The sequence below is a fragment of the Paeniglutamicibacter sp. Y32M11 genome, from assembly GCF_019285735.1.
Lineage (GTDB): Bacteria > Actinomycetota > Actinomycetes > Actinomycetales > Micrococcaceae > Paeniglutamicibacter.
On the sequence record NZ_CP079107.1, the window covers coordinates 3,093,375 to 3,107,556 of the forward strand.

General features: G+C 61.2%; 12 protein-coding genes. 4 read left to right on the top strand and 8 right to left on the bottom strand.

Annotated elements, in window-relative coordinates; all coding sequences use genetic code 11:
* Positions 1-33 precede the first annotated feature (33 nt).
* The 6 genes from KUF55_RS13725 to KUF55_RS13750 are packed head-to-tail and all read right to left on the bottom strand — an operon-like array spanning position 34 to position 6,449.
* Positions 34-990, bottom strand: coding sequence for an ABC transporter substrate-binding protein (locus tag KUF55_RS13725; RefSeq protein WP_218816935.1), 957 nt, complete (start codon positions 988-990; stop codon positions 34-36).
* Positions 987-2,393 carry an NtaA/DmoA family FMN-dependent monooxygenase gene (locus KUF55_RS13730; RefSeq protein WP_218816936.1) on the bottom strand — a complete coding sequence of 469 codons (1,407 nt, stop codon included), beginning with the start codon at positions 2,391-2,393 and terminating at the stop codon, positions 987-989. The genes KUF55_RS13725 and KUF55_RS13730 overlap by 4 nt, the downstream gene beginning before the upstream one ends.
* Before the next feature lie 34 nt (positions 2,394-2,427).
* Positions 2,428-3,501 (bottom strand): LLM class flavin-dependent oxidoreductase, encoded by a 1,074-nt coding sequence (locus KUF55_RS13735; RefSeq protein WP_218816937.1) that lies wholly within the window; start codon positions 3,499-3,501, stop codon positions 2,428-2,430.
* Between the two features lie 34 nt (positions 3,502-3,535).
* Positions 3,536-4,552, bottom strand: coding sequence for an ABC transporter substrate-binding protein (locus KUF55_RS13740; RefSeq protein ID WP_218816938.1), 1,017 nt, complete (start codon positions 4,550-4,552; stop codon positions 3,536-3,538).
* A 44-nt stretch (positions 4,553-4,596) separates the two neighbouring features.
* A complete protein-coding gene (locus KUF55_RS13745) occupies positions 4,597-5,403 on the bottom strand; it encodes an amino acid ABC transporter ATP-binding protein (RefSeq protein WP_304623512.1) in 807 nt (268 codons plus the stop codon).
* Entirely contained in the window at positions 5,400-6,449 is a 1,050-nt protein-coding gene (locus KUF55_RS13750; protein WP_132359197.1) for an amino acid ABC transporter permease, read from the bottom strand. Before KUF55_RS13750 ends, KUF55_RS13745 begins: the two co-directional genes overlap by 4 nt.
* Positions 6,450-6,842: 393 nt before the next feature.
* On the opposite strand from KUF55_RS13750, the gene KUF55_RS13755 reads away from it, so the two are divergent.
* From KUF55_RS13755 to KUF55_RS13770, 4 genes are all read left to right on the top strand, one after another.
* Entirely contained in the window at positions 6,843-8,852 is a 2,010-nt protein-coding gene (locus tag KUF55_RS13755; RefSeq protein ID WP_218816939.1) for an FAD/NAD(P)-binding domain-containing protein, read from the top strand.
* 5 nt (positions 8,853-8,857) lie between these two features.
* Complete coding sequence (locus tag KUF55_RS13760) at positions 8,858-9,367, top strand: GNAT family N-acetyltransferase (RefSeq protein ID WP_218816940.1); 510 nt, start codon at positions 8,858-8,860, stop codon at positions 9,365-9,367.
* Between the two features lie 73 nt (positions 9,368-9,440).
* Positions 9,441-11,144 (top strand): helicase HerA-like domain-containing protein, encoded by a 1,704-nt coding sequence (locus KUF55_RS13765; RefSeq protein WP_218816941.1) that lies wholly within the window; start codon positions 9,441-9,443, stop codon positions 11,142-11,144.
* A 49-nt stretch (positions 11,145-11,193) separates the two neighbouring features.
* Entirely contained in the window at positions 11,194-12,189 is a 996-nt protein-coding gene (locus tag KUF55_RS13770; RefSeq protein ID WP_218816942.1) for a hypothetical protein, read from the top strand.
* Between the two features lie 28 nt (positions 12,190-12,217).
* Here KUF55_RS13770 and KUF55_RS13775 read toward each other — a convergent pair whose 3' ends face one another.
* Together KUF55_RS13775 and KUF55_RS13780 are read right to left on the bottom strand one after the other, a co-directional pair.
* Positions 12,218-13,495 (bottom strand): MFS transporter, encoded by a 1,278-nt coding sequence (locus KUF55_RS13775; protein ID WP_255557049.1) that lies wholly within the window; start codon positions 13,493-13,495, stop codon positions 12,218-12,220.
* Entirely contained in the window at positions 13,492-13,989 is a 498-nt protein-coding gene (locus KUF55_RS13780; RefSeq protein ID WP_255557050.1) for a MarR family winged helix-turn-helix transcriptional regulator, read from the bottom strand. The genes KUF55_RS13775 and KUF55_RS13780 overlap by 4 nt, the downstream gene beginning before the upstream one ends.
* Positions 13,990-14,182 lie beyond the last annotated feature (193 nt).

Here is a 14,182-nt window from a genome sequence, read left to right on the forward strand (position 1 = left end):
TTGCTGTACCCGAAGGGTTGTCTTAGGGACGCGTTAGTCTTTCAGCCCCGCAGGATTCAACTCCGAGGCCTTGATCGCTTCTTCACCCAGCGACCACTTGTCCAGGATTTCTTGGTACAGACCCGATTCGATCAAGCCGTTGATGCCAGCCTGGGAGGCCTCGGCCAATCCGCTGCCCTTTTTTACCGTTACGGCGATGTTTGCGGCATCCGGCCAGCCGCCGGGCACGAGGCCCGCCAGACGAGTTTTACCGTCGGTGATCGCCTTGTAAGCACCGGTGGCATTGGGGCCAAATGATGCGTCCGCCCGCCCGGAATTCAGTGCGATGGTGCCCAAGGCCTCGTCGTCGTAGTACTGGAAGTCAACCGGTGCCAGACCCGCACTCTTGTTTTTCTTGTCCCACGCCAACAAGATCTTTTCCTGATTGGTCCCGGACCCGACGATGATCCGCAATCCGGCAACGTCCTTGGGCTCCTTGATCTCGGTGACCTTGGAGTCCGTAGCAACATAGAAGCCAAGTTTGTCTTCGCGATATGTGGCGAAATCGAACTTCTTCTTGCGTTCCTCGGTCACCGTGACGTTAATGATCGCTACTTCGTATTTGCCCGATTCCACTCCCAGCGGCCAGTCCGGCCACGACACCGGAACCAGCTCGGCCTTCAGCCCGAGAGATTCGGCCAGGGCCACGGCGATGTCTGCCTCGTTGCCGATGACGGTTTTATTGTCGGTGGCAAAGAGCGCCAGTGGGGCAGCCCCCGGAACGATGGCAACCCTCAATTTTCCATCCGCCGCAACGGCTTCTGGCAGCAATTTTTCTGCTGCTTGCACCGGGGCGGCAGCCTTCCGGTGCTGCTCAGGAGCAAGATTGAACCCCGTTGCCTGAGTTGATTCGCCGGCCGCGGTGGCAGCCCCGGGATCGGAACAACTCGAGAGCAACAACCCCAATGCTGCAACCCCAATCAGCAGCGAAGCGCTTGTACCTTTTTTCATGCTCCAACCTCAATAATCGTTGTGTCTGAGTGATGTTTTGCGGTGGCTGGTTCAACAGCATCCAGCCCCAGATTTTCGCGTAATGTGCTTCCGCTGTATTCGGTGGGGTAGATGCCACGTTCCTGAAGTTCGGGAACCAGATGGTTGACGATGTCATCGAGACCATTGGGAATTAACCACGGGGTGACATTGAATCCATCGACCAGTCCCCGGGCCGCGAATTGCTCGAGCCGGTCGGCGACTTGGGTGTAAGAACCGGCGAAGGTGCCATCGGAACGTCCGGATTTTGCTCGCACAAATTCCAGAATATTCAGGCCCTGGGCCGTGGCGGTTTCTCGCCATTCGCGAGTCAGTTCAACGGGCTTGGCCCCCTGGAAACCACTACCGCGGGTGACATCAGATTCACTGATCTTCGGGTCGAAGCTCGGCAGCGGGCCCTCCGGGTCAATTCCCTCCAGCGATTCACCCCAAAACTGCTCGAGGTAGGCCAGTGCCTGTTGCGGGCCAATCTGTTGCTCCTTGACCCAGCGTCTCTTTTCCTCGGCGGCTTGTGGAGTCTCGGCCAGAATGAATTCTGCCCCGGGCATGATCTTGACCGCGCTGGCGGCGCGTCCTGCCTTCAGCGTGCGAGCGGTGATATCGGCGCGGAAATCCGTGGCGGCCTGTAGCCCCGTATGGGCCGAAAAGATGACATCGGCCTGGCGCGCTGCGAAGTCCCGGCCTTCGTCGGAGTCTCCGGCTTGGAAGAGTACCGGCCGGCTTTGTGCGCTGCGCGGTAGCCGCGAGGTGTAATCGATGGTGTAGTGGGCACCCTGGTGCTCGATCGGCGTTGCCGCACCGGGCTTGAGCCACGAGGCCTGACGCCCGGTGGCGGCAATATCTTCGGAGCCCCACGAATCCCAGATGGCCTTGGCCGTCTCCACAAAGGCCTCCGCGTGGGTGTACCGGTCTTGGTGGTCGAGGTACCCGCCACGACGGAAGTTCGCTCCGGTCCAGGCATTGTCTGTGGTCACGATGTTCCAGGCGGCACGGCCCCCGGAGAGCAAATCGAGGGATGCCAGTCGGTGGGCCAGATCCGCCGGGTCGTTATACGTGGTGTTCTGCGTGGCCACCAAGCCGATGTTGGATGTCACCGCGGCAAGGGCCGCCAGCATGGTTTGGGCGTCGGGCCGTCCCACCACATCAAGGTCATGCACTGCCCCGAGGTGCTCGCGCAAACGCAGACCCTCGCCGAGGAAGAACGCCGAGAACAGCCCGCGTTCGGCGGTCTGGGCCAGACGACGGAAGGACTCGAAATCGGTCTGAGATCCAGCTTCGGGAGTCTTCCATACGGTATTTGAATTCACGCCCTGGAAAAATACTCCTAGGCGGATGTGGTTTTCGGTGGGCTGCTCTGTGCTCATGTTTTTCTCCTGGGTCTCAAGGTTTTGCGCGGGCCTAGAGCGCGGCGAACTGGTTGGTGGCCGCCGGCAGGCCGAGCACCTCGCGCAGCGTATTACCGGTGGTGATGGGCGCCAGCAGCTGGGATTTGCGCAGCTCGGGAAGCACCAGCGCGGCGAATTCCGCCGCATCAATGGATAGCACCGCGGGGTGCAAACGTACCCCCGATACCAACGGCAGCAAGGTCCGCAGAAATGCGGTGAAGTCTTCGGCGCTACCCACAAAGCGGGCATGCGCCGGTTCAGTGTTCTCCCAGCAATTCAGCGTTTCGAGCCGTGCGGCGGCGCTCTCCCCCGCGGCGTCAAGAAGAAACTCGACTTCGGCAAAGCGCCGGCCGGTCCCGGCCCCCGCATGGGCGGCCTCGAGCAGGGCACCAAGATCCGGAGCCCCGAAGAGCACGGCGTCGTGGCCCTCGGCCAGCTGCTCGGGGGCGAAGATCGGCAGCTGTCCGGCAATGGGACGCTGACTGATGGCCGGGCCCTTGATGGAAAAGCGCTGACCGGTGAAATCCACATAATGGACCTTGGTCCTATCCAGGTACCGTCCGGTGTCGACGTCCTTGATCACCGCGTCGTCCTCCCAGCTGTCCCAGAGTCGGCGACCGACCTCGACAACATCGGCAATCTCGGTGCGCAGATCTTCGGCCGCTACCGCATCGCGTCCCACGGCCGCACCCTCAGCGGGGTTACCGGTACCCGACACGATCCAACCGCCGCGTCCGGCGGAGACGGAGTCCAAGGCCGAGAGCTGGGTCGCGAGATGGAATGGTTCGGTGTAGATAGCGTCGGCAACGGGGAGCAGTCCAATACTGTGGGTCAATGGGCCGAGGTAGGCGGCGCGCTGGATGGCATCAAGTCGAGCGTCCGGCCCGTGCTCGGGAGCCAGCCGGGTGTCTTGAAAGCTCACCGCGTGGAAGCCGGCGGATTCGGCAGCCAGAACGCTTTTGGCGGTGTGACTGGCTTGAAGCACGTTGGCCGGTCCTGCGGGGTCAAGGCGCCAGGCCGCGGGATGCGCACCTGCCCCGTCAACTTCAAGGATCAACACTGCGCGGTGTACCGGTGAGGTCGTCATGGTTCTCTTCTTCCTGAGGCTCGGTGACTGATGGCTAGTTTGCTGTGAAGTTCTCGGCGGTGACGGCGTCCGAAGACTTCACCGCTTCCTCGCCCAGTCCCCAACGGTCCAGGACCTGGGCGTAGGTGCCCTCGGAGATCAGTTCGTTGATCGCGTTGGCAATCGGTTCTGCCAGCCCGTTGCCACGTTTGGAGGTGGCGGCCACCAGAGTTGAGGCGGGCCAACCGGCGTTGATCTTGCCGACCACTTTGAGGTCGTCACGGCTGTTTTGGCGGTAGACGGTGGACGGGTACGGCGCGATATTCAAATCGATGCGACCCGAGGACAGCGCCAAGATGGTATCGGCGTCCGAGGAGTAGTACTGAAGTTCGGCCGGGGCCTTGCCGGCGTCGGTAAGTTCCTTGTTCCAGGCGATCAAGATCTTTTCTTGATTTGTCCCGGCACCCACGGAAATCTTTTTGCCCGAAATGTCATCGGCCCCCTCGACCGTCCCGGAGTAGTCCTTTTTCGCTTCAAATCCCATGAAGGCCGCACGGTACGGGGCAAAGTCATACTTCTTGACGCGTTCGGCATTGATGCCCACGTTGGAGAAGACCACCTCCACCGCGCCAGAGTCCGTCTTGAGCGGCCAGTTTTCCCAGCTCGTGAGTTGCAGGTCCAACTCCAGTCCGAGTTTGTCGGCGACCAATTGCGCCAGGTCGGTCTCGGTTCCCACCAATGTGGTGTTGTCCGTGGCATGGAAGGTCAATGGAATGGAACCCGCGGAGGTGGCAACCGTCAGTTTGCCGTCCTTGCCGATGGAGTTCGGGAGGCTGTCGGCCAGCTTCTGGTCTTTGGTGGAGCGGATGCGGTTCTGTTCCGGGGAGGTGTTGTAGGTGATGGATCCGGCGGCGGCCGCCGCACCGGGGCCGCTTGGTGTGCCAGCCGTGGCGCTGCCCGGGTCTGAGCATCCGGTCAACGATAGGGCAGCGGCTGCTGCCACGGTGAGCACCGTTAGAACGTGGCGCTGCGGCTTCAGTGCGGTGGTGTCCGAAAGCGAGAGTTTCTTCATGATCAGGGGTCCTTATGCGTGAGTGGACAAGTGGTCCGGGGGGCTCAGAGGTGGAAGGCTGGTTCGATGACCTTGGAGAGGAATTCCTTGGTTCGTGCCTGTTGCGGTGCACCAAAAATCTGTGTCGGAGTTCCCTCTTCAACGATGTTCCCGGCATCCATGAAGACCACCCGGTCGGCAACATCGCGGGCGAAGCCCATTTCGTGGGTGACCACGATCAGCGTGGTGCCATCCTGGGCCAGGGCGCGGATGACGTCGAGCACCTCGCCAACCAGTTCCGGGTCCAGCGCGGAGGTTGGCTCGTCGAATAGCACCACCTTGGGATTCAACGCCAGCGCTCGGGCGATCGCCACGCGCTGCTGTTGCCCGCCGGAGAGTTGCCGGGGGTAGGCGTCAGCCCGATCTTCGAGTCCCACGCGGCGCAGCAGGGCCAGCGCCTGTGCTGTCACTTCGACTCGGTCGCGGCCCTGAGCCTGGATGGGTGCCTCGATAATGTTGGCCAGCGCGGTGAGGTGAGGGAACAGATTGAAGTTCTGGAAGACCATGCCCACGTGCGTGCGCTGACGCAGCACCTCCTTTTCACGCAACTCGTGCAGCTGGTTGCCGCGGATCTTGTAGCCCATCAGAGCACCGTCAATGGTGATGGTGCCGCCGTCAAGCTTTTCCAGGTGATTGATGGTGCGCAGAAGGGTAGATTTTCCGGATCCGGAAGGACCCAGAATGGCCACCACTTCTCCCGGATTGATCCGCAGGTTGATGCCCTTGAGCACTTGGTTGGTCCCAAAGGCCTTATGGACGTCGCGGATTTCAACCAGGCCGCGAGTGGGGGCTTCGGTGGACGTGATGCTCATCGGGTTCCAATCGTGGTCCGGGTGCGGATGGTGAAGAAGCGGCGGAGTTTCTGCGTCGGGGTATCGGGCAGCGTGCGCACCGCTCCCTTGGAGTAGTGGCGTTCGATGTAGTACTGGGCCACCGAAAGCACCGAGGTGATCACGATGTACCAGCAGGTGGCCACGAGCAGCAGCGGCAGGACTTGCTGGGTACGTGAGTAGATGACCTGGACGGTATAGAACAGTTCGCCGTAGGCCAGCACGTAGACGATCGAGGTGCCCTTGACCAGGCCGATGATCTCGTTGAAGGCCGTGGGCAGAATCGAACGCATGGCCTGTGGCAGCACAATCCGGGTGGATCGGCGCCACGGCGGGATGCCCAGGGCCGCCGCTGCCTCGAGCTGTCCTTGATCCACCGAAAGAATGCCACCGCGAATAATCTCGGCAGAATAGGCGGCCTGGTTTAAGGTCAGTCCCAGCACGGCAGCGGCGAATTGGCTGATGAGCGTGGTGGTGTTGATTTCAAAGAACGTCAGCGAGGTGAAGGGGATGCCGAGGCTGACCTTTTCGTAGAGGTAACCCAGGTTGTACCAAAGCAGCAGCTGGACCAGCAGTGGGGTTGAACGGAAAATCCAGGAGAAGGTCCAAGATACCGACGAGAACAGCGGGGAGGCCGACAGCCGCATCAGCGCCAAGATGAATCCGAGAACAAAACCCAAAACGCCGCAGATGATGGTGAGCTTCAAGGTCTCGCCGAGTCCGCGGATCACCGATTCGGCGGTGAACCATTGGGCGACCACTCCCCATTCCCACCGTGGGTTGGTGAACAGGGAGTAGAGGATCGCTGCCAGCACCAGGCCAACCACGGCAGTTCCCACCCAACGGGCTGGGTGCCGTGCGGGAATAATCCCGGGGCGCAATGACGCCAAGGTGTCCGGCCCAAAGGTCGATTCGGTGATGGGGTTGAACTGTCCCTGGGAGGTTGACGGAGTACTGGATTCCGCTACTGGCCCGGACTCTTCATGAAGTTCGGGATCGATCTCGGTGGTTGGTGTTGCGGCACCCATGTGCCACCTCCTTCTGCGCTGCACGGCTACTGCGGTGCATTGTTGGGTTCTTTGGTTGTGGTGAACTGCGAAGTTTTTCCGCGGTGTTCAACCAAGCTAAGGGGCTGATTTCGGACCCGGCAAACGAGGCTACTTGGTGGGCCGCTTCGGGAAATATGGCGCAACAGTTCCCTGGCGGACCCCTTCGGCTGCATGGTTTTCACGACGTTTTATGACGACTTGTCTCGTGGCATTGCGCTAGGTCACCTTGCACGTCGTGGGCGCTTTCGGCCATCCCCACAGCATGCCTAGGCTGGCTGAACACGGTGCGGATCGACGGTTCACGAAACCACCCTTGGTCCGGGAAGCGTCCAAAACTTTTCACCGCAGCAGACGTAGAACAGGAGCATCACCATGGTTCAGCAGGACAACCGCGGCACACGTCGGCGGGAGGATGGAAACGATCCGGCGCGCCTGTTGCTGGTGGGCGGTGGGCCTCGTGCTGCGATGCTGCTGGAACGACTTACCGCCAACCACCGTGAGGTTGCTACGGGTCCGCTACATGTGGACATTGTTGATCCGTTCCCGGCGGGCGCCGGGCGAATCTGGCGGGATGAGCAGTCGGGACTGCTGAAACTGAATTCCATGGCCATGGACGTGAGCATGTTTACCGATGATTCGGTCTCCTGCCAGGGCCCGGCAGTGCCCGGTCCCTCCCTCTGGGAATGGGTTTGCCTGCTACGTAACGGGGAATATCCCGCGGACGCGGCGGCCATCACCGCCGGTGGCAATAAGCTCGCTCACGAACTTGGTTCGCTCAATGCCGATGACTTTCCCACGCGGCGGCTGCAAAGCGCCTATTTGGATTGGTTCCTGCGGCACACCATCAATTCGTTGCCCCCGGGGGTGAGCGTCCAGATCCACCGGGACACCGTGGTGGAGATTCGTCCCGCGAGTTACCGCGGTGGCCACAGCGTGGTGCTGGCTTCCTCAAGGGTGTTGCTCACCGATGCGGTAGTCCTGGCGGTGGGCCACACGGAGTCGCATCCCGCGGCTTCGTCCCGACGCTTCGCCCAATTCGCAGCCCGGATCGGCTCGTCGGTGACCTATGTGCCGCCGGCCTACACCAATGACCTCGATCTCAGCGTGCTTCGGGCCGGGGAAGATGTCCTGGTCTCGGGCATGGGTCTGGCATTTATTGATCTGTTTGTCCTGCTCATGGAAGGGCGCGGCGGCCGATTTACCCCTAACCCCGATTCGACCCTCGGCTACCACCCATCGGGTGACGAACCGGTGCTCCACGTGGGTTCACGCCGGGGTGTTCCCTACCTTTCCAAAATCCGCGGTGCTCTGGCAGGGGATACCGCCGCCCCGCCGGCTTTCCTGAACCGGGCGGCCATCGATGGATTATTGGCCGACCATGGACGGCTGAATTTCAGGGAGCACCTGTGGCCACTGATTGCCAAGGACGCCGCGTACTCCTACTATCGCGAATTGTTCACCGCCCATCCGCAGCGCACCTGCGCATCTTGGGATTCCTTTGCCCTGGCCTTTGCCGTCGTGCCCTGGTACTCCACGGAGCGCACGATGCTGGTCGAGGACTCCGTCCCACAGGCAGCGGACCGGCTGGACTTCGAGGCGCTGGATCGGCCGCTCGCCTCCACGACCTTCGACTCCCCCGAACAGGTACATCGCGCCGTGCGGCAAGTGATTCTCAGGGATCTGCAGTTGCGTGACGGAGGGGGTAATTCCGAAACACTGGGCCTGTTCCTCGGCTTGTTGGGCGCCTACATGGGACTGGGTCAAGTCGTTTCCCTCGATGAGCTTGATGACCTGAGCCGCCGCGAGGTATCGGGATGGTGGCACGGATTTTTCAGTTACGTGGATTCCGGGCCACCGGCTCACCGCCTGCAAGAACTCCTGGCCCTGGAAGATGCAGGTCTCATCCATTTCCTCGGTCCCAACGTCAGGTTTTCAACGGACGAGGACTCCGGGAGCTTTAGCGCCGACGGCGTCGTGGACGGACACCGCCTCACGGCGCGGACATTGATCGAAGCCAGGCTTCCGGAGACCGCGCTTCAGGATACGACCAACGAGCTGTTGTCCTCGCTGTACTTGCGCGGGGTTGTCACCGCCGAGTCCACCGGCACCGGAAAAATGCTTGTTGACGAGCATTGCCGTGTGGTGGGTAGAAAGGGAGAGAAATCCTCGTGGCTCTACGCGGTCGGTGCGGGAGTATCGGGTTGGAATGCCGGGGCTTTCTCGCGCCCCCATTCAAATTCTGCTCCCTTCCGCACCACCGATGCATTGGCCAGGACGATACTGCTGTCTACTGCCGTGGCCCAAGATACTGACACTGCACCACCCATGAGCGAAACCGCATTTGCAGCGAGCCTCGATGCGATGCACCGATACGTAGGATAGGAAAAATGAGCGCATCACCCACCGAGACCCACCTCGAACACACCATCCTCAGCGCCCAGCTCCATGATCCCCGGGCGCAGCCGTTGTTGGCTGCCCTTTCCGTGGAGTACACCGAGCGTTATGGGGACCATTTCGGCGGCACCGAGAAGGAAATGCTGCGATATCCCGCCGCGGAGTTCATGGCTCCCACCGGCAGTTTGCTGTTGCTGCTGCACGAAAACCTGACCATTGCCGGGGGCGCCTTGCGCCAATATTCCTCGGACACCGCGGAGTTCAAGCGGATCTGGACGCATCGGGATTTTCGACGCCGTGGTCTGGCTAGCGCGGTCCTGACCGCGTTGGAGGATCAGGCGCGCAAGCTCGGCTACAGCAAGGTGTACCTCACCACCGGTCCCCGGCAGCCAGAAGCCGTCGGGTTGTACCTCCGTACGGGTTACTCGCCGCAATTTGATCTTGAGGTCGATCCGGAGGCCATTGGCCATCTTCCGTTTACCAAGGATCTGGCCGCGAGCTGAGACCAGAACTCCGATTGAAAATCAATTGGCGTGCCCACCACCGCTAAAACCGTCAAGACCGTAGGCTATGGATATGGCCAAGATGAATACAGACGAGCATGCCGCATCCATTCAAGCCGGCTATTCCTTCGAGGGACCAGCCGTAAACCTGGGCGCGGCACTTGTCGATGACCAAGTCTTCCCCGCGGCGCAGGTTCGCCTGCCGCTGCGCATGATGAACCGCCACGGGCTCGTGGCTGGAGCCACCGGCACCGGCAAGACGATCACCCTGCAATTGATGGCCGAACAGCTGTCCAACCAAGGCGTCCCGGTCTTCGTATCGGACGTCAAGGGCGACCTCACCGGACTTTCCACCGCGGGTACACCGTCGGAAAAACTCACCGCGCGCACCGCATCGGTGGGTATGGAGTGGTCGGCCAAGTCGTTCCCCGTCGAGTACTACTCACTTGGCGGAGAAGGCACCGGCATTCCGATTCGCGCCACCATTTCCTCCTTTGGCCCGCTCTTGCTCTCACGCATCATGGAGCTGAATGAGACTCAGGAATCGTGCCTGCAGCTGATCTTCCACTATGCGGATACCAAAGATCTGGAACTTTTTGATCTGAAGGACCTGCGTGCGGTCATTCAGCACCTCACCAGCGATGAGGGCAAAGCCGAGCTCGAGGAACTGGGCGGCGTCTCCAAGGCGACCGCGGGCGTGATCCTGCGCGAGCTGGTCACCCTGCAGGCCCAAGGCATGGATGCCTTCTTTGGGGAACCAGAATTTGATACCGTCGAGCTGCTTCGTCAGTCACCCGATGGACGCGGCGTCATCAGTGCCCTGGAGCTTCCCACGCTGATGCAGAAGCCGCTGCTGTTCTCCACGTTCATGATCTGGCTGTTGGCCGACCTCTTCTCCGAGTTGCCCGAGGTGGGCGACGCCGAAAAGCCCAAGCTGGTATTTTTCCTGGACGAGGCCCACCTGCTCTTTAACGGAGCCTCCAAGGCGTTCCTGACCTCGATCACCACCACCGTGCGTCTGATCCGTTCCAAGGGTGTTGGCGTCTTTTTCGTGACACAAACACCGAAGGATGTTCCGGCCGATGTGCTTGGTCAGTTGGCCAACCGCATTCAGCATGCGCTGCGCGCTTTCACCCCGGATGATGCCAAGGCCCTCAAGGCGACCATTTCCACGTTCCCGACCAGTCAGTACGACCTCGAACATGCGCTGACTCAGGCCGGCACCGGCGAAGCCGTGGTGACGGTGATGAATGAGAAGGGCGCACCAACACCGGTGGCCTGGACCCGGATGTGGAGCCCGGAATCGACCATGGGTCCCTCCAATGAAAAAATCATTTCGGAGATTGTCGCAGCATCCGCGCTGATGCAGGTCTACGGAACGAGCGTTGATCGCGAGTCGGCCTTTGAGAAGCTCTCCGGGGCTGGTGGGCCGACCGCGGGGACCGCAACGGTTTCAACCGGTGGTTCCGTGGCTGCGCGTGTGCCGGCGGCGGGTCAGACTCAGGCAGAGATTGATGCCGCGGCGCGCGCCATTGAGGAATCGATTTTGGGCAGGCCCTCCTCGATCCCCAATTCGGCGCCGGCACCGGGCGCCGATGACTACGCCATGCCCGAGGCGCCGGAGGCCACCAAGAGTGCTCCGAGACGTCAGACACGTCCACCGGCCGCACCCCAAAAAGCCGACAATCCCCTCATGGACATGGCCTTGCAGGCAGCCAATCTTTTTGGGCGAGAAATGCTTCGCGGCATGTTCGGCACCAAGAGGCGCCGTCGCTAAGCGGGCGTTTTGTGCGAACGATGTAGCTTTCCCGGTAGCCTAGGAATCAATGAGTAAACGTTTATCCCCCACTCGGGTCGCTGCCACATGGGCAGCGGCCCTTGTGGTGTTGGTCGTCATCGCCTTCGCTTCGGTGGTTCTGGTGAACCAGAAGGTCTTTGGACCCGCCCAAAAGGTACTGCAGCTTCAGGATCACTTGGTCAAGGGCGAGGGAGCCAAGGCGCTGGGTCTGCTTCATGCCACCGTCCCGAGCGGCAACGCGCTCTTGCTGGATGGTGCCGGGTTGAAGGCCGCCAGTGCGGACATCAAGGACTTCACCGTGGCTAAACCCGAGGATGAACCGGGCGACAACAACACGGTTAACATACTCGCCACCTACTCCATCCATGGTGTTGAGCAGCAGACCAAGTACCAGCTCAAGCGCACCGGCCGCAGCTGGTTGTTCTTTGATACCTGGGATTTTGTCCCCACCACGCTTCCCACCGTGGCCATCAGCGCGAACACCACCAACGAAGTGGTCGTGAATTCGCGGCCCGCCCCCCTGGTCAAGGGGCAGATGACGGTTCCGGTGTTTGTTCCAGCCGTCATTGACACCGGATTCACAACCACCAACTTCATGGCCGACTCCCGTGGCCTGGCCATCACCGACTTCAAGAAGAAGGGCACCGCGGTCAAGCTGCAGACGCAGCCAACCCAGGCGCTCAAGAAAGAGGTCAATAAGCAGATCGCCGCGTACCTCGACGGTTGTGCCAAGCATCAGGTGCTGATGCCTTCTGCGTGCCCCATGAGCTATTCGACTATTGCTCGGGTGCAATCCGACTCCATTCACTGGAGCATCGTGGACTATCCGGCCGCGGAGATCGTGTCCTTTGACGGTCGCTGGGTCATCCGTCCCCTGACCGTCAAGTCACGGCTGGAACTCACCGAGCAGAATCTGCGCACCGGGATCTACACCGAGCAGACCATTGAAGATAGCTTCGGATTCACCGCAAAGTTGGATGTTAGTACCACCGAAGTCAAGGTCACCCCGGTTTCCAGCGAATAAATCGCCCGCCGTGCCGGCCGGGTCGTGATTAGTGACCCAGCGCCGGCTTCAGCGTGATCGTCGCGGTCTGCGGTGCCTGCTCGATGCTTCTCTTCTTCGGGGTCTTGCGTCGTTTACGCAGCACCAAGATCACGGCGATCAGACCCGCAATCAGCGAGATGATGGCGCCTCCGGCAACCGACCAGCGGGCTCCGAACATGGTTCCAAGCCATCCCACCAGCGGAGCTCCGATCGGTGTTCCGCCCTGGATGACCATCATGTACAGGGCCATCACGCGGCCGCGGTATGCCGGTTCGACGGAGAGTTGAATCATGGTGTTGGAGCTGGTGAGGTAGGTCAGTGACGCCAATCCGACGGGCACCATCATGACCGCGTACCAGAAGAATGTTGGCATCAGGCTGGCCACCAGGGCAAGCACCCCGAAGCCGACGGCGCCGCCGAGCAGATAGCGCCACTGGGGACGGTTACGCCGTGCCGCGAGCAGTGCTCCACCGAGGGTACCGACGGCCATCACACTGCCAAGCAAACCAAATTCACCGGCCCCCACCTCAAAGACGTCGGTGGCCATCAATGCGTTGGTGAGCTGGAAGTTCAGCCCGAAGGTTGCCACCACAAAGGCCAGGGCAAAGATCAGCAGGAGATCCGGTCTGGTGCCCAGGTAGGCGATGCCCTCGCGAATCTGCCCCTTACTCCGCTTGACCAGGATGGTGGGTTGGAGTTCTTGGGTGCGCATCTTGAACAGGGAGAAGAGCACCGCGCCGAAGCTTGCGGCGTTGATCAGGAACGCGGGACCGGTACCAAACCAGGCGATTAGCAATCCGGCGACACCGGGGCCCGCCAGCCGGGCCATGTTAAATGATGCACTGTTCAGCGCCACGGCGTTGGCCAGGTGGGTAGAGGGAACCAGCTCGGAGACAAATGACTGACGTGCCGGAGCGTCAAAGGCACTGGCGATACCCAGCCCCAGGGCCAGCACATACACGTGCCACAGTTCCGCGGTTCCGGTGATCACCAGGACACCCAAGACGGTGGCGCAGATGCCCATGGCACTCTGGGTGATCAGCAGCAGTTTGCGGATGTTCATGCGGTCGGCCAGCACCCCGGCAAACGGGCCGAGGAAGAGGATCGGCAAAAATTGCAGGCCGGTGGTGATGCCGGCCGCGGTTCCGTCGTTATTGGTGAGAATGGTGAGTACCAGCCAGTCCTGGGCCACGCGCTGCATCCAGGTACCGATGTTTGAGACCAGGGCGCCGGCGGTCCAGAGCCGGTAGTTCGGGAATTTGAGGGCACTGAACATCTTGCTCATTTGGCGCTCATCCCCTGTAACAGCACCGCGGCGCGGGCCAGGGTGGCACGATCGGCCGCATCAAGTGCTTCAACCCGCTGTGCCATCCAGGCCGTCCGCTGGTTTCGTGCCGCGTTGAAGGCTGCGGCGCCAGCGGGGGTTAGTGCCACCAGCGCGCGTCGCGCGTCCTGTGCACTGACGGTGCGAGTGATCAAACCGGCTTCCAGCAAACCCTTGACGATTCGAGTCATGGACGGTGCGCTGACGCGTTCGATCGCGGCCAGCTCACCAATGGTGCGTTCCTCGCTGCGTAGTCCGGCGAGTACCGAGTATTGTCCGGGGCTCACGGCGTCGGAGCTGGATTCAATGCGCATCCGTCGTGCCGCCCGCATGACGGCGAGGCGTAATTCGGCGGCCAGATCGCCGGTGGTGTTTGCCTCGGGAGTATCCGATGCTGGGTCTTGGATGGGTTTTGGGGCAGGTGTCGTTTCGTTCACATGATCCGGGCGAGCCACGGATCCTCCTTCGTGTCGCCGATGTCTTTCACGGCTTTGGTTTTGACCTCGATAGTTACTTAGCAATGCTAACAATACGCTGAGCGGTAATTCTCTGCCATGAGCTGTCTCACGAAGTTGATCCCCACCACCGGTGACATCGCTTACGCAGGCAGGTTGCCCGGCCCACAATCGCGTACAAAAAAGCAAGGCA